This is a genomic window from Marinobacter sp. MDS2 (assembly GCF_030718085.1).
Classification (GTDB): domain Bacteria; phylum Pseudomonadota; class Gammaproteobacteria; order Pseudomonadales; family Oleiphilaceae; genus Marinobacter.
The window spans coordinates 308568-324648 of the sequence record NZ_JAVAJF010000001.1 but is presented as its reverse complement, the minus strand read 5'-3'; the positions used below and the strand labels follow the sequence as shown (position 1 = coordinate 324648).

Sequence of the window (16081 nt, the reverse complement as noted above, 5' to 3'; positions counted from 1 at the left end):
GTGTTATGCGTGAAAAAAAAACGGCCGACAAATATGTCGGCCGTTTTTGTTTGGCTTCCAGTTTTATTTAAGCAGTAATTGCTTTACGGCGCGCCCGGAGCCCGAGCCCCAATAGACCCAAGCCGATGAGAGCCAAAGATGATGGTTCCGGCACTGAGGCGGATGGCTGACATGCAGGATCGGTTGGGTTGAGTTGGCAGAAATCCAGAGTTTCCTGCAGTTTCTTGTTTGCGAAGTCGGTCACGAACTGCTGAACAACGTTCTGGTCACTGGTGTTAAACCCGTTCAGGTCGAACACGGTGCCACCATGATCGGTAATCAGTTGCTGGTAGGAGGTAATGGTGCTGGACCTTCTGAGCACGCCGTTGTACAGCGCGTTGTTGTTGGTCAGAAGCCCGTCGAGGATGGTTTCTGAGACCGCCTGACCACCGACAGCTCCGCGTGAGACGAAGTCGCCATTGGAGGGTTCATCTGTCAGTATGATGATGTTTTTGACTGCATTACCGCGGAAAGAGAAAAGGTCGGTCTGGCCGTCCAGCGCATTTAGCGCAAAGGCGGTTGCGGTGTAGCCTGGTTCTGATCCACCGTTGGTCAATAGCCCTTGCGCTGCGGTCGAGAAGTTCGTGGCATCGGTGAAATCGGTGATCATTCTGGGGGCAGGCGATGCGCTTCCGTACCCTACTAAACCATACTGCGCATCAACCTGGCCGGTTCCCGTCAGTATGCTGGCAAACAGCCCGATGTTGTTCCGGAGGTTGGTTTGAACACTACCCATGGAGCCAGACTCATCGACAACAAACACGATGTCACTGAGAATGGGGGCCGCATGCGCCGGCGATAGTGCTATGGACGCTCCCAGCAGGAGCCCTGAGAATAGTTTTTTTAGGTTCATGGTTGGATCCCTCGTTCCATTTTATTCGAAATCGCCCGTTATAAGTTTGAGCGTAAGGGAATACCAGCATGCCGCGTGCCATGTTTTTAGGTTTAATATTGTTCTTTTAAAACAGTCTGTTACAAAGTCTTTGGTGCGGGCGGCGAGAATAACTGTATAAAAAGCTGACAAGCTGAGGGCCGTCTTCTCGCCCTCAATTGTTGGCCGGCGGCTCGCATTCAAGGGTGTAGCGAGCCGGGTGCTTTTGTAGCGGGCAATCAAAGGCCAGGTGTTTGGCCACCAGCTGGAGTCCTGAAGGAGCTTTGGCACCATAAATCCGATCCCCCACGATCGGATGTCCAATCGATGCGAGATGACGCCGTATCTGGTGTTTTCTGCCAGTGTCTATTTTGACTTCCACGAGCGTTGTGTTCGTTTCCGAATCGGCTTTAATGGTCGTGACGTGGCTTACCGATGCTTTGCCATCAATAGGGGCGTCAATTTTGGTGTCTTGGGCGGTCAGTTGTCCGGTAACCCGTGCCCAATAGATTTTGGTCATGGCCCGGCTTGAAAACAGGGTAGAGAGGGCCGCTGCCGCCCTACCATCGTGGGCAACAAGCATTAATCCTGCGGCGTCCGCATCCAGGCGGTGCACCAGAAAGCAAGAGCGGTTCAATTGAATTTCTGCGAGGCGCAGCAAGCTGCAATGATCTCCCCATTGAGAGCCTTGAGATAGTAGCCCATGGGGTTTATTCCAGACACTGTAACGACCTTTGTCTTCAATGAGCGTTGGGGCTTCTGGCTCACGGGCCAACACGGCGTCATCATAGAACAGCTCAATGCGGGTTCCCGGTTTTAATTCCCGTTTTGCTTTTCTCAGCCGTACCCGTTTGCCCTTCTGCAACCACCAGCAAGCCCCTTTCGCCATGGCATCCTTGATCCGCTGTTTGGGTAAATCTGACGCCTGCGCCAGAGCATCCACGGCGGTTTGGGTGGCATTAACGGTGATATCAATCTGTTTGCGCATCGGGTGTCCTGAAGGGGGCGGTTGTCGGAGCAATGGTACGAACCGGCAGGGCGCCGGACAAGTGCTTTCGCGCTGAGTTAACCATTCAATGGGGAGGGTGTACACTGAGTAGAAACGCCGAGAAGGAGAATAAAGATGCCGCTCATAGGATGGTTGTTTATTTTGGCCGCAATCGCGTTGGTGGTTGGCAGCCTGTTATTTCTCAGAGACAGCGCGAATATGAAAATTCCGGAAGAGAAACTGGAAAAGATCCGCGCCCGAAAAGCTCAGCTCGAGAAAGAAGAGCGAGAAGAGGAAAAGCGGGAGGGGTAAATTTAGAACCCAGCCAGCAACACGTAATCCTGGGCGAAATAGAACGCCCAGTCGTAATAGTAATACGGATCCAGGTATTTGGTTTCAAGCAACTCGGGGTGGTCTGCGACCACTGCCAAGGCCATGATTCCCGCTGCAAAAGTACACTTTTTTCCAGTTCCCACGCTTAACTCCTTCTAAGCGGCACGCTTTTTATTCTAAAACGTGTGTTCGTTGGCTACATATTACAGAGTACTTACGACAAGAATAGTCGACGTTTGGCGAGTCACCAGTTTTTAGTGTTTTTATTACACCGCACCGCAATGAAGGTGTGGATGGGGGCGTTAAGAGTGGGTGGAATAGCTGGTTTTGAGAAAGGTGTGCGCCAGAAACGAAAAAAGCCACTTGGCTTACGCCTAAGTGACTTTTCTGCTTGCAGGGAATGGTAGGACCACCCAGATTCGAACTGGGGACCTCTACCATGTCAAGGTAGCGCTCTAACCAACTGAGCTATGGTCCTATGTCCTGCAACGGGGACGAAATATACTGATTATCCTTTTGTTGGTCAACTACTTTGAGGCGTATTTTTTACTTTCATGAAGCCTTTGATGGCGCGGCTCAAAGCATTCCAGCGATTGACTAATAAAGCAGCGAAAATCAGACCACATCCGCTTATTTGCAGGGTTGTCATGCTCTCGCCAAACCATACCGCGGCGAACAGCGCGACCCACACAGGTTCCAGTATCAGAATTACCACCCCGTGACTGTGTGCAGACAGGCTTTGAGCAAAGGTCTGCAGTAGGAAACGACCCGCTGTGGCAATGATGGCGCTGGCCAGCACCCACGCGTACAGGATGGGTGGCGGGTTGGTGAAAGTGGCTGCCCAGGGTTCGCTGATGGCCGATTCAGCAAGGGTTACGAAACCTACGGTCAGAAGTGCCATGGCGGTGAGTGGCAGGGCGGGGACTTTCTTTTTTTCGATGGTCTCACCGTGTTTGTTCACCACCGTCCGTTGATTGGCAGTTCGGGTGTTCAGTGTGAAATAAAGCGCAAAGATAAACGCGGCCATCACGAAGTAGAGTTGGCCGGGGTCTGGCCGGAACCCGTTTTCCAATGAGAGCAGGGCGAGGCCCGATATCGCGATGGGTATCGCTATCCAAGTACTGATGGGCTGGGCTTCACCAAACACCAGTCGTGCCAGTATTGGCACAATAACCACGCCCAGGCTGGTGAGAAAGGCGCCTTCTCCCATGCTCTCACCGTGGAAAAGCCCCATAATCCAGCAGGTCATGGCAATTCCGAACACTGCGCCAACGCCGATGCTTCGCCGAATCTGGTCCGCGCTCAAGCGGCGCAAAGAGGGCAGGGCCAAAAGAATCAGAACACCACCGGCAATTAGAAACCGAACAGCCATAAACAGCAAAGGCGGCATCATCAAAACCGCTTCTTTTGAAAACATCCAGCCGACTGCCGCAAGAAGAGTGACGACGACCAGAAGAAGGTCGGATTTATGAGCGTCAGACATGATTAATAAGAGCCTGCATCGATAAAAAGGTCGCTCAATTTATCGTTAGGTCGCTAAAAAAGAAAGCAGCGAAAACCGAGGGGAGCGGGTTATACGAACTCGCACGTTGTGCCTAAAGCGACATATACGATACATTTCCGTATAACGCACTTCATTACGTACAACGCTTGGTGGTTTTTAAAGGCCACCGCGAACGGGTCAGAGGCAACAGGATGCGGTACCTGCAATCATTTCATCGTCGTTTACGTTATTTGCGCGAAGCGGGCCAGTTATCCTGTTCCGACATTGCCGCCATGTGCGGCGTAGAAGAGGCGGAGGTTCAGCGCTGGGAGGCGCCGGAGCTCAAGCAGCGGAGTTACCCGGGTGTGGCCGAGCTGCTGGATTTGTGTGTGAAAACAGAAACGCCGCTCGAACAAATGCTGGACATGAACGAAGACAGCGACGCAGACCAGCTGGAGTTACCGGGTTTGGTCGTCAGTAACGGTGATGGTCTGGCAGAAGCGCTTAAAGAGTTGGAGCAGGAGATAGAGCGCGTGAAGCTGTCAAACGAGGAAATGGAAATTCTGCGCCGGTTCCGCAAAGCCTCAACGGATAACCGGCGCATGGTGTTGCAGCTGTTAGGGGGCTAAGTCCTTACTTGCCTTTCTTGTAGATGTTTTCATACACGTAGTTGGTGGCTTCCACAAAACCATCAATGCTGCCGCAGTCGAAACGTTTGCCTTTGAACTGATACGCCAGAACGCAGCCGTTCTTGGCTTGCTCCAGCAGGGCGTCTGTGATTTGCACTTCGCCGTTTTTGCCCGGGGGGGTGCGCTCCAGGATCTCGAAGATATCCGGCGTCAGAATGTAGCGGCCAATAATCGCGAGATTGCTCGGTGCATTCTCGGGCGCTGGTTTCTCTACCATGTCGGTGATGCGGTATAGGCCGTCTTTCATGGACTCACCGGCAATCACGCCGTACTTATGGGTCTCATCCATAGGCACTTCTTCAATGGCGACAATTGAACAGCGAAACTGGTTGTACAGTTTCACCATCTGGCTCAATACGCCGTCGTCGTCTTCCGGGCCCACGCAGAAGTCGTCAGCCAGAACCACCGCGAACGGGTTGTCACCGACCAGGTTACGGCCCGTTAGAATAGCGTGCCCCAAACCTTTCATTTCGCTCTGGCGGGTAAACGCGAAGGTGTTGTTATCAATCAGATCGCGAATAGAGGTCAGCAGGCCTTCTTTACCTGAACCAGCAATCTGATGTTCCAGCTCGTAACTGATGTCAAAGTGGTCTTCGATGGCGCGCTTACCGCGACCCGTCACGAACCCGAATTCGTGTATACCGGCGTCTGACGCTTCTTCGACGCCATACTGAACCAGCGGCTTGTTAACAACCGGCAGGATTTCTTTGGGCATGGCCTTGGTGGCCGGGAGGAAGCGCGTGCCATAACCGGCAACGGGGAAGAGACACTTCTTGATCATAGGGTTCATCCTTCATTCGATTCGAGCTTGTTGGGAGCCTTCCCACAAAGTGCGCTAAGTGTAGCGAAGTTGCAGGTCTAAATGGAGGGTTTCGTGGGCAGAAAGGAAGAGAAGAAAGGTTTCGGCGGGTTATCTGCTAACAATTAGACTTTCGCCGCAACGCGAATTGTTGACAATCCGTGTGTTGAGGCGTAGCTTTCGAATCATCAAACCTTGGATTGTTAACAAAACATGGCTGAAGTTCAGTTACAAACTCAAACCCGCGCCGACGAAGCATTCGATTGTTTGCAAACCGCAATCGTAAAAGGCGATTTGGCACCGGGCGAGAAAATCGGCGAAGTAGAGCTCTGTTCTCGATTTAATCTGACCCGAGGGCCGCTGCGAGAAGCGTTGGGCCGTTTGGAGTCTCGTGGATTGCTGGTGCGCCGTCCGCACGCCGGAGTGAAGGTGGTCTCTGTCAGCGCCGCGGAATTGATTGAACTGTATCGAATCCGTGAAGTGATGGAAGGTCTGGCCGCGCGGCAAGCAGCCGAACGAATGACCGATGAAGAGATTCGGGATCTGCGGGCCACTCTCGATAGCCATGAAACCATGATCGAAGAAGCTCGCGGTCAGGCCTATTATCAGGCCGAGGGCGATTACGATTTCCATCACCGTATTGCCACCGGGAGCCGAAACACCAAGTTGGCCCAGATGCTTCTGGGTGACCTTTATTACATGGTGCGAATGTACCGTTACCGATTAAGCACATCCGCCGGGCGCCCTCATATGGCGCTGGGCGAACACCGCAGTATCGTCGAAGCCATTGCCCAGCGTGATGGTGAACTCGCCGAATTTCTAATGAAAAGACACATCAACGCCGCACGCCAGAATATCGAGAAAAAGATTGAAGAAGGCGTGTTAACCATCTGAATAAGAGGTAATTATTATGGCTAAGCTTTCCGCAGGTGCTCGTTTCCGTAAAGCTCTGAAAGAAAACCAACCGCTGCAGATTGTCGGGACCATCAATGCCTATGCGGCCATGATGGCCGAGCGGGTAGGGCATCAGGCCATTTACCTGTCAGGTGGTGGTGTTGCTAACGCGTCCTACGGTCTGCCGGATCTGGGTATGACCAGCATGAACGACGTTGTCGAAGACGTTCGCCGCATTACCGCCGCTACCGACGTGCCGCTGTTGGTTGATATCGATACGGGCTGGGGCGGCGCTTTCAACATTGCTCGCACCATTCGCGAAATGGAACGTGCAGGCGCAGCTGCTGTTCACATCGAAGACCAGGTTGCCCAGAAGCGCTGTGGCCACCGTCCGAACAAAGAAATTGTGTCCAAAGAAGAAATGGTAGATCGTATTCGTGCGGCGGCCGATGCCCGTGAAGACAAAGACTTCTTCATCATGGCCCGTACCGATGCCTTCCAGAAAGAAGGTCTGGAAGCTGCGATTGATCGAGCGAAGGCCTGCATCGAAGCCGGTGCTGATGGCATCTTCGCTGAAGCGGTACACGAACTGTCGGACTACAAAGCGTTTGCTGAAGCCATCGATGCGCCGATTCTGGCGAACATCACCGAGTTTGGTGCTACGCCGCTATACAACAAGGCCGAGCTGGCTGAAGCCGGTGCCGCTATGGTTCTGTACCCTCTCAGTGCCTTCCGCGCGATGAACAAGGCGGCGCTGACGGTGTATCAGAACATCCTGGAAAAAGGTGACCAGAAAGACGTAGTGGATCTGATGCAAACTCGCATGGAACTCTACGATTTCCTGAACTACCACGACTTCGAGCAGAAGCTGGACGAATTGTTTACTCAGAAAAAAGACTGAATTGTTACAAATCTAAAAACGGAACATTGAGGGAGACCAACATGGCTGAAGCAAAGAAACTAGGCGGAGCAGGCCTGCGTGGCCAGGTGGCTGGTGAAACAGCGTTGTGTACTGTGGGTAAAACCGGTGCGGGCCTCACCTATCGTGGCTACGACGTAAAAGACCTGGCGGAACATGCCCAGTTTGAAGAAGTGGCGTACCTGCTGCTGCGTGGCAAACTGCCCAACCAGCAGGAGCTGGATGCTTACAAAGCCAAGCTCAAGAGCCTGCGTACACTGCCGGATGCCCTGAAAACCGTTCTGGAGCAGATCCCGAGCAACGCTCACCCGATGGACGTGATGCGTACCGGTTGCTCCATGTTGGGTAACCTGGAAACTGAAAACGATTTCAGTGAGCAGGACGACAAAATTGATCGCATGCTGGCGGCGTTCCCCGCGATCATCACCTATTGGTACCGTTTCGCCCACGAAGGTGTGCGTATCGATACCGCGAACAGCGAATCCGATTCTATCGGTGGCCTGTTTCTGGAGCTGCTGCACGGTAAGAAACCGAGCGAGCTGCATGAGCGTGTAATGAACGTGTCTCTGATTCTGTACGCCGAGCACGAATTCAACGCGTCTACCTTTACCGCTCGCGTGTGTGCCTCGACGCTGTCGGACATCCACAGCTGCGTGACCGGTGCCATCGGTTCTCTGCGCGGACCTCTGCACGGCGGCGCCAACGAAGCTGCCATGGAACTGATTCAGCGCTTCCAGACTCCGGATGAAGCCGAAGCTGGCCTGATGGGTATGCTTGAGCGTAAAGAAAAGATCATGGGCTTCGGCCACGCGATCTACACAGACTCCGATCCCCGTAACGGCATCATCAAGAAGTGGTCTGAGACATTGGCGCAAGAAGTGGGCGATACCGTTCTGTATCCGGTTTCGGTACGTTGTGAAGAAGTTATGTGGCGCGAGAAGAAGTTGTTCTGCAACGCGGATTTCTTCCATGCCTCGGCTTATCACTTCATGGGCATCCCGACCGAACTGTTTACGCCCATCTTCGTGATGTCGCGGGTATCCGGCTGGACAGCGCACGTAAAAGAGCAGCGTGCCAAGAACCGTATCATCCGCCCAAGCGCGGACTACACCGGCCCGGAAGATCAGGAATGGCTGCCGATTGATAAGCGCAGCTAAAGGCTAAGCAATCTTAGGGAATTGTTGACTCCCCGCTGGGGTCTGACCCCGCGGGGTCAGACCCCATCCATGTTGCCCGAGCCGATCTCCGAATTAGAGGACATGAGATGAACACCGAATATAGAAAGCCGCTTCCGGGTACTGACCTGAAGTACTACGACACTCGTCAGGCCATTGAAGATATTCAGCCTGGTTCCTACGCGAAATTGCCGTATACCTCCAAAATTCTGGCCGAACAATTGGTTCGTCGCTGTGATGCTGAGTCCCTTACGGATTCCTTGAAGCAGTTGATCGAGCGTAAGAGCGATCTGGATTTCCCGTGGTATCCGGCGCGTGTGGTTTGCCACGATATTCTTGGCCAGACAGCATTGGTTGACTTGGCCGGCCTGCGTGATGCCATCGCCGAGAAGGGCGGTGACCCCGCCAAGGTAAACCCGGTTGTCCCGACCCAGCTGATTGTGGACCATTCCCTGGCGGTTGAAGCCGCGGGTTGTGATCCGGATGCTTTTGAGAAAAACCGTGCGATTGAAGAGCGCCGAAACGAAGATCGTTTCCACTTCATCAACTGGACACGCACCGCTTTCCGTAATGTGGACGTGATTCCGGCTGGTAACGGCATCATGCACCAGATCAATCTGGAGAAGATGTCTCCGGTGATCCAGAATCGTCCAGATGAAGACGGGCATCCGATTGCATTCCCGGATACCTGTGTCGGCACCGACAGCCACACCCCGCACATCGATGCGCTGGGTGTTATTGCGATTGGTGTGGGTGGTCTGGAAGCGGAAACTGTTATGTTGGGTCAGCCATCCATGATGCGCCTGCCGGACATCGTAGGTGTGAAACTGACCGGCAAACGCCAGCCTGGCATCACCGCAACCGACATCGTTCTGGCCATTACCGAATTCCTGCGCAAAGAACGCGTTGTCGGCGCGTATCTCGAGTTCTTTGGTGAAGGTGCCTCCAGCCTGACCATCGGCGACCGGGCTACCATCTCCAACATGACACCGGAATACGGTGCCACCGCGGGTATGTTCTACATCGACGAACAGACCATCGATTACCTGAAGTTGACCGGCCGGGAGCCGGAGCAAGTGGATCTGGTTGAGAAGTACGCGAAAGAAACTGGCCTGTGGGCCACTGAAATGACCGAAGCCCAGTACGAGCGTGTGCTGGAATTTGATCTTTCTACGGTGGTTCGCAACGTGGCTGGCCCATCTAACCCGCATCGTCGAGTTGCAACATCAGAGCTGGAAGAGCGCGGCATTGCCGTGAATCTGGAAGCTGCGCTGGAAGAAGAGCGCAAAGGCCTGATGCCTGATGGCGCTGTGATCATCGCTGCAATCACGTCTTGCACCAACACCTCGAACCCCCGCAACGTGGTAGCGGCTGGTTTGGTGGCGAAAAAAGCCAACGAGTTAGGCTTGGTTCGTAAGCCGTGGGTGAAGTCGTCCTTCGCACCGGGCTCCAAAGTCGCTCGCCTGTATCTGGAAGAAGCCGGCCTGCTGCCAGAAATGGAAAAGCTGGGCTTTGGTATCGTGGCCTACGCCTGCACCACCTGTAACGGCATGTCTGGCGCGTTGGACCCGAAAATCCAGCAGGAAATCATCGACCGCGACCTGTACTCAACCGCCGTGCTGTCTGGTAACCGGAACTTTGACGGTCGTATTCACCCGTATGCGAAGCAAGCGTTCCTGGCGTCACCGCCGCTGGTTGTGGCCTACGCCATTGCCGGTACCGTGCGCTTCGACATCGAACAGGATGCCTTGGGTTACGACAAAGATGGCAAGCCGGTCACTCTGAAAGACCTGTGGCCTTCCGATGAAGAAATCGATCGCATCGTCGGCGAATTCGTGAAGCCAGCGCAGTTCAAAGAAGTCTACATCCCGATGTTCAACCTGGATGCCGTTGAGCAGGCCAAGAGCCCGCTGTACGACTGGCGACCGATGTCTACATACATCCGTCGCCCGCCATACTGGGAGGGCGCACTGGCTGCCGAGCGCACCATGACAGGCATGCGTCCGCTGGCGGTTCTGGGTGACAACATCACCACAGACCACTTGTCGCCGTCTAACGCCATCATGATGGACTCGGCCGCCGGTGAATACCTGCACAAAATGGGCGTGCCAGAGGAAGACTTCAACTCCTACGCAACGCACCGTGGCGACCACCTGACCGCGCAGCGCGCGACCTTCGCCAACCCGAAACTGTTGAACGAAATGGTTCGGGATGAAAACGGCGAAGTGAAGCAGGGCTCCCTCGCTCGCATCGAGCCGGAAGGGCAGGTTACTCGCATGTGGGAAGCGATTGAAACCTACATGGAGCGCAAGCAGCCGCTGATCATCGTGGCTGGAGCGGACTACGGCCAAGGCTCCTCCCGTGACTGGGCCGCCAAGGGCGTTCGTCTGGCGGGTGTGGAAGTGATTGTCGCGGAAGGCTTCGAGCGTATTCACCGTACCAACCTGGTTGGCATGGGCGTACTGCCGGTTCAGTTCCGTGAAGGCGAAACCCGCCACACCTATAACATCGACGGTACTGAAACCTTCGATGTGAAAGGCGAAATCGCCCCGGGTGCGGAGCTCACTCTGGTGATCAACCGCAAGAACGGCGAATCCGTCGAAGTGCCTGTGACGTGCCGTCTGGACACCTTCGCTGAGCTGAACATCTATTCAGCTGGCGGTGTACTCCAGCGCTTCGCCCAGGACTTCCTGGAAGCCGAAGGCGCAGCGTAATCAGCTTGTAGAGTTTGAATTCTGACTCCGAAGCCAAACTGGCAAAGGGGTCTGACCCCTCGGGGTCAGACCCCACCCAGCTAGCCACACCCAACTTTCGGACCACCCCAAATGCTTTCAAAGAGAGGCATTTCATGAGTTTCCTCCCACAGATTAAAGTACCCGCTACCTACATGCGTGGCGGCACCAGTAAAGGCGCGTTTTTCCGCCTGCAAGATTTGCCTGAAGCCTGTCAGGTGCCCGGTGAGGCCCGCGACAAACTGTTGCTTCGTGTGATCGGAAGCCCCGATCCCTACGAGAAACAAATCGACGGTTTGGGTAACGCCACCTCCAGTACCAGTAAAACCGTGATTCTGGCGGCGCCGACTCAGCCAGACCACGACGTGGACTACCTGTTCGGTCAGGTGTCCATCGACAAGCCATTCGTGGATTGGAGTGGCAACTGCGGCAACCTGACTGCGGCAGTCGGAGCGTTCGCCATCAATGGCGGTTTTGTTGCGAAAGAGCGCATCCCCGAAAACGGCATCTGCACCGTTCGGATCTGGCAAGCGAACATTAAGAAAACCATCGTTGCCCACGTACCCATCACCAACGGTGAGGTGCAGGAAACCGGCGATTTCGAGTTGGATGGTGTGACCTTCCCGGCCGCTGAAGTGAAGATCGAATTCATGGACCCAGCCGACGGCGAAGGCTCCATGTTCCCGACCGGCAATCTGGTAGACGATCTTGAAGTGCCGGGCGTAGGCACGCTCAAAGCGACCATGATCAACGCCGGTATCCCCACGATCTTCGTGAACGCCGAAGACATTGGCTACAAAGGCAGTGAGCTTCAGGGCGACATCAACAGCGATCCGAAAGCTTTAGCCATGTTCGAAACCATTCGCGCCCACGGTGCGGTGAAAATGGGCCTGATCACAGACATCGCCGAAGCAGCTAATCGTCAGCACACCCCGAAAGTGGCCTTTGTCGCCAAACCAGTCGATTACGTATCGTCCAGCGGCAAGCAAATTAACGCCTCGGATGTGGATTTGCTGGTACGCGCTCTGTCTATGGGCAAGCTGCATCACGCCATGATGGGCACGGCGGCGGTGGCTATCGCGACGGCATCGGCTATCCCGGGCACATTGGTGAACCTGGCGGCTGGCGGCGGTGACCGTACCGAAGTTACCTTTGGCCATCCTTCAGGAACTTTGCGCGTAGGCGCGGAAGCCAAAGAAGTGAATGGCCAGTGGACTGCAACCAAAGCCATCATGAGCCGCAGTGCGCGGATTATCATGGAAGGTTGGGTGAGGGTGCCTCAAGACAGTTTCTGAACTAAGCTGAGGCATACCCTGACGATTCCGGAAATAGGAGGATTTTGCCATGGGAGCCAACGTAGACCAGAACACACGTCCTGATTACGATGAGGTGTTACAGGAAATTGCGGACTATGTCCTCAATTACCAAATCGACAGTGACGAGGCATGGGAGGCTGCCCGTTACTGTTTGATGGACACCCTTGGCTGCGGGCTTCTCGCCTTAAAGTTTCCGGAATGCACCAAACACCTTGGCCCCTATGTGGAAGGCACTGTTGTTCCTCACGGGGCGAGGGTGCCTGGCACGCCATATCGGTTAGACCCGGTTAAAGCGGCCTGGGATATCGGCTGCATCGTGCGCTGGCTGGATTACAACGATACCTGGCTGGCGGCCGAATGGGGCCACCCCTCTGATAACCTCGGCGCCATTCTCGCGGTTGCCGACCACCTTTCCCAAAAACGCGTAGCCAACGGGCAAGCGCCCCTAGCCATGAAAGCCGTGCTGGAAGCCATGATCATGGCCCATGAGATTCAGGGCGTTCTCGCGTTGGAAAACTCATTTAATCGGGTCGGGCTGGATCACGTGGTGCTGGTAAAGGTGGCCTCCACCGCTGTAAGCGCCAAATTGATGGGGGCGGACAGGGAGCAGATGCTCTCGGCTTTGTCCCACGCCTGGGTAGACGGGCAATCCCTCCGCACGTACCGCCACGCTCCAAACGCCGGCTCTCGCAAATCCTGGGCAGCGGGCGACGCTAGCTCGCGGGGTGTTCGTCTGGCTGATATCGCCATGCGCGGCGAGATGGGTGTACCCGGAGCACTGACCGCAAATCAGTGGGGGTTTTACGATGTGTTGTTCAGTAAAACCAACCGCGATCAGGCATTAAAGCCTGATGCACTCCGGAAGCTCTCATTACCGCAGCCCTTTGGCTCCTATGTGATGGAGAACGTGCTGTTCAAAATCTCGTTCCCGGCGGAGTTCCATGCCCAAACCGCGGCCGAGGCCGCTGTGAAACTTCACCCGGAAGTGAAAGACCGGCTCGATGAAATTGACCGCATCGAATTGACCACCCACGAATCCGCCATACGCATCATCTCCAAACAAGGTGAGTTGGCCAACCCGGCCGACCGGGATCACTGCTTGCAATACATGACCGCCGTGCCACTGATTTTTGGCAGCCTTACCGCCGAGCACTACGAAGACAGCTTTCACCAAGCCCACCCCGAAATCGATCGCCTACGCGAAAAAATGCAGGTGATTGAGGATGAACGTTACACGCGGGAATATCTGGAGCCAGACAAGCGTTCTATCGCCAACGCGATTCAGGTGTTTTTCACCGATGGCAGCAGTACGGAAAAGATCGCGGTGGAATACCCGATTGGGCATCGGAGAAGGCGGGAGGAGGGTATGCCGTTGTTGGTGAAAAAATTCGAAAACAGCTTAAAGACTCGTTTCGTGCCGCGGAAGTGCAAGGCGATTATGACCAGTTGCGAAGATTTAGGGGCATTGGAGGTTATGCCGGTGCATGAGTTTGTGGGTTTATTTGGCGCTTAGGTGGCGCTTAGGTGGCGCTTGGTGCCCCCTATGCTTTGTAACGTGATTGTAAAACACATTAAAATCTCACTCATGGGATGATTGAAGTTTCAACTAATTGACGTACAATCTTGTTACGGTTTGTTACGGTGTGTAGCAAAGGACGCTAGCAGTACAGTGTAGTATGAACCGCACAAGGAGATGACGTGGCCCACGTCAGGTTGTTCAGACACTATATCCACCTGCCTTTTGTTATTCTTGGCTTGATTGACTTTGTGGTCATCAGCCTCGCATTTTCACTGGCTGCCTTTTTCCGCTTTTTCGGGGAAGTGGGTTTCTTTGCGGAAAGTTTTCTCTTCGTTCTTCCTTCCATTCTTGTTTTCGCATTAGCCAATCTGATTGTCATGATCGCCCTCGGTGTGCACGAAGCCAGCGTTGAGGAGGGCATGTCCGGAATGATGCTGCGAACCATCATGGCCATGATTCTTGCCATTCCGGTACATGGGTTCGCCTATTTCATCGCAGATGATTGGCTCTGGTATCTCGGTAACTTTGGTGTGCTCACTTCCGCTACTGTGCTTTCGATTTTTTCGCTCGGTATTGTTCGTGTTTTGTTCTTCGCGATAGTTGGCAGTGATGTGTTCAAGCGACGCGTTCTGGTGCTGGGCGCAGGGCGCAGGGCGAAACAGATGCTTGAAGACCTAACCACGCCCTTTAATCGGAAAGGCTTCAAGCTAGACGGCTTTGTGCCGATGCCGGATGAGCAAGTGCAAGTCTCCGAGGAGCATCTTCTCAATGTCCCCTTTACGCTCCACGACTATGTGCTGCGCCATCCTGTGAGAGAGATTGTGGTCGCAGTGGATGACCGTCGGCGCGGACTGCCAATGGAAGATCTTTTGGAATGCAAAATGGAAGGCGTTCAGATCATTGATGGTGCGAGTTTCTACGAACGGGAGTCCCGCAAAGTCGCGCTGGAGATGATTACACGGGGCTGGCTCGTCTTCTCGGATGGCTTCACCGTTTCGTCTGTTTACGGTGTCGGGAAGCGCGGGCTGGATATTCTGACAGCTTGTGCTTTGTTACTGACCACTTTCCCGATCATGTTGCTGACTGCGCTTGCCATCAAAATAGAAGACGGATTGAGAGCGCCCGTTCTGTATAGCCAGGAGAGAGTAGGGCTGAACAATCGGGTGTTTCGCGTTTATAAGTTCCGGTCTATGACCACCGATGCTGAAAAAAATGGCGCGGTATGGGCGAAAAAGAACGACAGCCGGGTCACGCGGGTGGGTGAATTTATCCGCAAAGTTCGGATTGATGAGCTTCCCCAGATTTTTAATGTTCTCAACGGCACCATGGCCTTCGTAGGGCCACGCCCAGAGCGGCCCGTGTTTGTGGAGCAGCTCTCCGAGAGCATTCCCTTTTATTCGGAGCGACACCGCGTTAAGCCCGGTGTGACCGGGTGGGCACAATTGTGTTTTGCCTACGCAGATAACGAGGAAGATACCCGAGAAAAGCTCAGGTATGACCTATACTACATCAAGAATCAAAGCCTGCTTCTTGACCTTCTGGTCATTATTCAAACCGTAGAAGTAGTGTTGTTCAAGAAAGGATCAAGGTAGTTTCGGGATAAAGCTGTTCCCGGGACATGGAGCGAAGCACGGACCTCAGACGCGAGGAAATAAGATGTCACGGAAGTATCTCACCCAAGGGCTTTTTGTCTCTTTGTTGGCGGTAGCGTTGTTTTCCGGCTGTGCCGGCCCATCCGCCTCATCTCCTGAAAAAATTCAACGCGCGCTCGCGGTCGAAACCCGAGACAGCGTTGATCAGTACATCCTTGGAGCGACCGATGTCGTTCAGGTGTCGGTATGGCGAAACGATGACCTGAGCATTGCCGTTCCCGTTCGGCCGGATGGCAAGATCTCGGTTCCCTTGGTTGGTGATGTGCAGGCCAGCGGGCGCACACCGGAGGAGTTGGCCAGTAATATCAAAGCATCACTTGCAGAATACATACGTGAACCGCAAGTCAGCGTGGTAGTCACTTCCATGGGTAGCCACGAATTCACCGACAGGGTTCGGGTAACTGGCGCGGTTCGTCAGCCCCTATCCGTGCCACATCGCAGTGGCATGACGGTTCTGGATGTCTTTCTAAGCGCTGGCGGAGCGAACGAGTTCGCGTCTTTGAATGACGCAATGCTTTACCGAAAACTAGACGGTGAGGTGATTGCCATTCCGGTCAATGTTGATGACATCTTGAGCAAGGGTGAAGTTTCAACAAACTACTCCATGCGCCCAGGCGACATTCTGACCATTCCCGAGCGGCGATTTTGAGGGACGGTTCCTTCGGAACACAC

At 54.2% G+C, this 16081-nt stretch carries 15 protein-coding genes and 1 tRNA gene; 10 read left to right on the top strand and 6 right to left on the bottom strand.

Annotated elements, in window-relative coordinates:
- Nucleotides 1-67: 67 nt before the first annotated feature.
- Nucleotides 68-892 (bottom strand): vWA domain-containing protein, encoded by an 825-nt coding sequence (locus Q9245_RS01485; RefSeq protein ID WP_305895501.1) that lies wholly within the window; start codon nucleotides 890-892, stop codon nucleotides 68-70.
- A gap of 193 nt (nucleotides 893-1085) precedes the next feature.
- Nucleotides 1086-1898: an RluA family pseudouridine synthase gene (locus tag Q9245_RS01480; protein ID WP_305895500.1), complete on the bottom strand. Its 813-nt coding sequence runs from the start codon at nucleotides 1896-1898 to the stop codon at nucleotides 1086-1088.
- A 135-nt stretch (nucleotides 1899-2033) separates the two neighbouring features.
- Between Q9245_RS01480 and Q9245_RS01475 the strand changes: the two genes are divergently transcribed.
- A complete protein-coding gene (locus tag Q9245_RS01475) occupies nucleotides 2034-2210 on the top strand; it encodes a DUF2897 family protein (protein ID WP_305895499.1) in 177 nt (58 codons plus the stop codon).
- 2 nt (nucleotides 2211-2212) lie between these two features.
- Here Q9245_RS01475 and Q9245_RS01470 read toward each other — a convergent pair whose 3' ends face one another.
- The 3 genes from Q9245_RS01470 to Q9245_RS01460 all read right to left on the bottom strand — a co-directional run bounded on the left by Q9245_RS01470 (nucleotide 2213) and on the right by Q9245_RS01460 (nucleotide 3714).
- Complete coding sequence (locus Q9245_RS01470) at nucleotides 2213-2374, bottom strand: hypothetical protein (RefSeq protein WP_305895498.1); 162 nt, start codon at nucleotides 2372-2374, stop codon at nucleotides 2213-2215.
- Nucleotides 2375-2632: 258 nt separating this feature from the next.
- Nucleotides 2633-2709, bottom strand: a tRNA-Val gene (locus Q9245_RS01465).
- Nucleotides 2710-2754: 45 nt separating this feature from the next.
- Nucleotides 2755-3714: a DMT family transporter gene (locus Q9245_RS01460; protein WP_305895497.1), complete on the bottom strand. Its 960-nt coding sequence runs from the start codon at nucleotides 3712-3714 to the stop codon at nucleotides 2755-2757.
- A 212-nt stretch (nucleotides 3715-3926) separates the two neighbouring features.
- Here Q9245_RS01460 and Q9245_RS01455 point away from each other — a divergent pair, with 212 nt between their 5' ends.
- Complete coding sequence (locus Q9245_RS01455) at nucleotides 3927-4343, top strand: XRE family transcriptional regulator (protein ID WP_305895496.1); 417 nt, start codon at nucleotides 3927-3929, stop codon at nucleotides 4341-4343.
- Between the two features lie 4 nt (nucleotides 4344-4347).
- Here the strand turns inward: Q9245_RS01455 and galU are convergent, their stop codons facing one another.
- Nucleotides 4348-5184 carry a UTP--glucose-1-phosphate uridylyltransferase GalU gene (gene galU, locus Q9245_RS01450; RefSeq protein WP_199006934.1) on the bottom strand — a complete coding sequence of 279 codons (837 nt, stop codon included), beginning with the start codon at nucleotides 5182-5184 and terminating at the stop codon, nucleotides 4348-4350.
- A 231-nt stretch (nucleotides 5185-5415) separates the two neighbouring features.
- Here galU and Q9245_RS01445 point away from each other — a divergent pair, with 231 nt between their 5' ends.
- The 8 genes from Q9245_RS01445 (at nucleotide 5416) to Q9245_RS01410 (ending at nucleotide 16058) form a co-directional block, all read left to right on the top strand.
- A complete protein-coding gene (locus tag Q9245_RS01445) occupies nucleotides 5416-6096 on the top strand; it encodes a GntR family transcriptional regulator (protein WP_305895495.1) in 681 nt (226 codons plus the stop codon).
- Between the two features lie 13 nt (nucleotides 6097-6109).
- Nucleotides 6110-6997: a methylisocitrate lyase gene (gene prpB / locus Q9245_RS01440; RefSeq protein ID WP_305897147.1), complete on the top strand. Its 888-nt coding sequence runs from the start codon at nucleotides 6110-6112 to the stop codon at nucleotides 6995-6997.
- 41 nt (nucleotides 6998-7038) lie between these two features.
- Nucleotides 7039-8172 carry a 2-methylcitrate synthase gene (gene prpC / locus Q9245_RS01435; RefSeq protein WP_305895494.1) on the top strand — a complete coding sequence of 378 codons (1134 nt, stop codon included), beginning with the start codon at nucleotides 7039-7041 and terminating at the stop codon, nucleotides 8170-8172.
- 107 nt (nucleotides 8173-8279) lie between these two features.
- Nucleotides 8280-10904, top strand: coding sequence for a Fe/S-dependent 2-methylisocitrate dehydratase AcnD (acnD, locus tag Q9245_RS01430; RefSeq protein ID WP_305895493.1), 2625 nt, complete (start codon nucleotides 8280-8282; stop codon nucleotides 10902-10904).
- A 134-nt stretch (nucleotides 10905-11038) separates the two neighbouring features.
- Nucleotides 11039-12217 carry a 2-methylaconitate cis-trans isomerase PrpF gene (gene prpF, locus Q9245_RS01425; RefSeq protein ID WP_305895492.1) on the top strand — a complete coding sequence of 393 codons (1179 nt, stop codon included), beginning with the start codon at nucleotides 11039-11041 and terminating at the stop codon, nucleotides 12215-12217.
- 49 nt (nucleotides 12218-12266) lie between these two features.
- On the top strand, nucleotides 12267-13751 hold the full coding sequence (gene prpD, locus Q9245_RS01420) for a 2-methylcitrate dehydratase (protein ID WP_305895491.1): 1485 nt from the start codon (nucleotides 12267-12269) through the stop codon (nucleotides 13749-13751).
- 185 nt (nucleotides 13752-13936) lie between these two features.
- On the top strand, nucleotides 13937-15349 hold the full coding sequence (locus Q9245_RS01415; protein WP_305895490.1) for a TIGR03013 family XrtA/PEP-CTERM system glycosyltransferase: 1413 nt from the start codon (nucleotides 13937-13939) through the stop codon (nucleotides 15347-15349).
- Nucleotides 15350-15413: 64 nt separating this feature from the next.
- Nucleotides 15414-16058, top strand: coding sequence for an XrtA/PEP-CTERM system exopolysaccharide export protein (locus Q9245_RS01410; RefSeq protein WP_305895489.1), 645 nt, complete (start codon nucleotides 15414-15416; stop codon nucleotides 16056-16058).
- Nucleotides 16059-16081 lie beyond the last annotated feature (23 nt).

Bases quoted from the DNA above. Each gene is read 5' to 3' on its own strand.
- Q9245_RS01455 (WP_305895496.1), top strand. From the start codon at position 3,927: ATGCGGTACCTGCAATCATTTCATCGTCGTTTACGTTATTTGCGCGAA.
- prpC (WP_305895494.1), top strand. From the start codon at position 7,039: ATGGCTGAAGCAAAGAAACTAGGCGGAGCAGGCCTGCGTGGCCAGGTG.
- acnD (WP_305895493.1), top strand. From the start codon at position 8,280: ATGAACACCGAATATAGAAAGCCGCTTCCGGGTACTGACCTGAAGTAC.
- Q9245_RS01410 (WP_305895489.1), top strand. From the start codon at position 15,414: ATGTCACGGAAGTATCTCACCCAAGGGCTTTTTGTCTCTTTGTTGGCG.
- galU (WP_199006934.1), bottom strand. From the start codon at position 5,184: ATGATCAAGAAGTGTCTCTTCCCCGTTGCCGGTTATGGCACGCGCTTC.
- prpF (WP_305895492.1), top strand. From the start codon at position 11,039: ATGAGTTTCCTCCCACAGATTAAAGTACCCGCTACCTACATGCGTGGC.
- Q9245_RS01460 (WP_305895497.1), bottom strand. From the start codon at position 3,714: ATGTCTGACGCTCATAAATCCGACCTTCTTCTGGTCGTCGTCACTCTT.
- Q9245_RS01485 (WP_305895501.1), bottom strand. From the start codon at position 892: ATGAACCTAAAAAAACTATTCTCAGGGCTCCTGCTGGGAGCGTCCATA.
- Q9245_RS01475 (WP_305895499.1), top strand. From the start codon at position 2,034: ATGCCGCTCATAGGATGGTTGTTTATTTTGGCCGCAATCGCGTTGGTG.
- Q9245_RS01480 (WP_305895500.1), bottom strand. From the start codon at position 1,898: ATGCGCAAACAGATTGATATCACCGTTAATGCCACCCAAACCGCCGTG.
- Q9245_RS01445 (WP_305895495.1), top strand. From the start codon at position 5,416: ATGGCTGAAGTTCAGTTACAAACTCAAACCCGCGCCGACGAAGCATTC.
- prpD (WP_305895491.1), top strand. From the start codon at position 12,267: ATGGGAGCCAACGTAGACCAGAACACACGTCCTGATTACGATGAGGTG.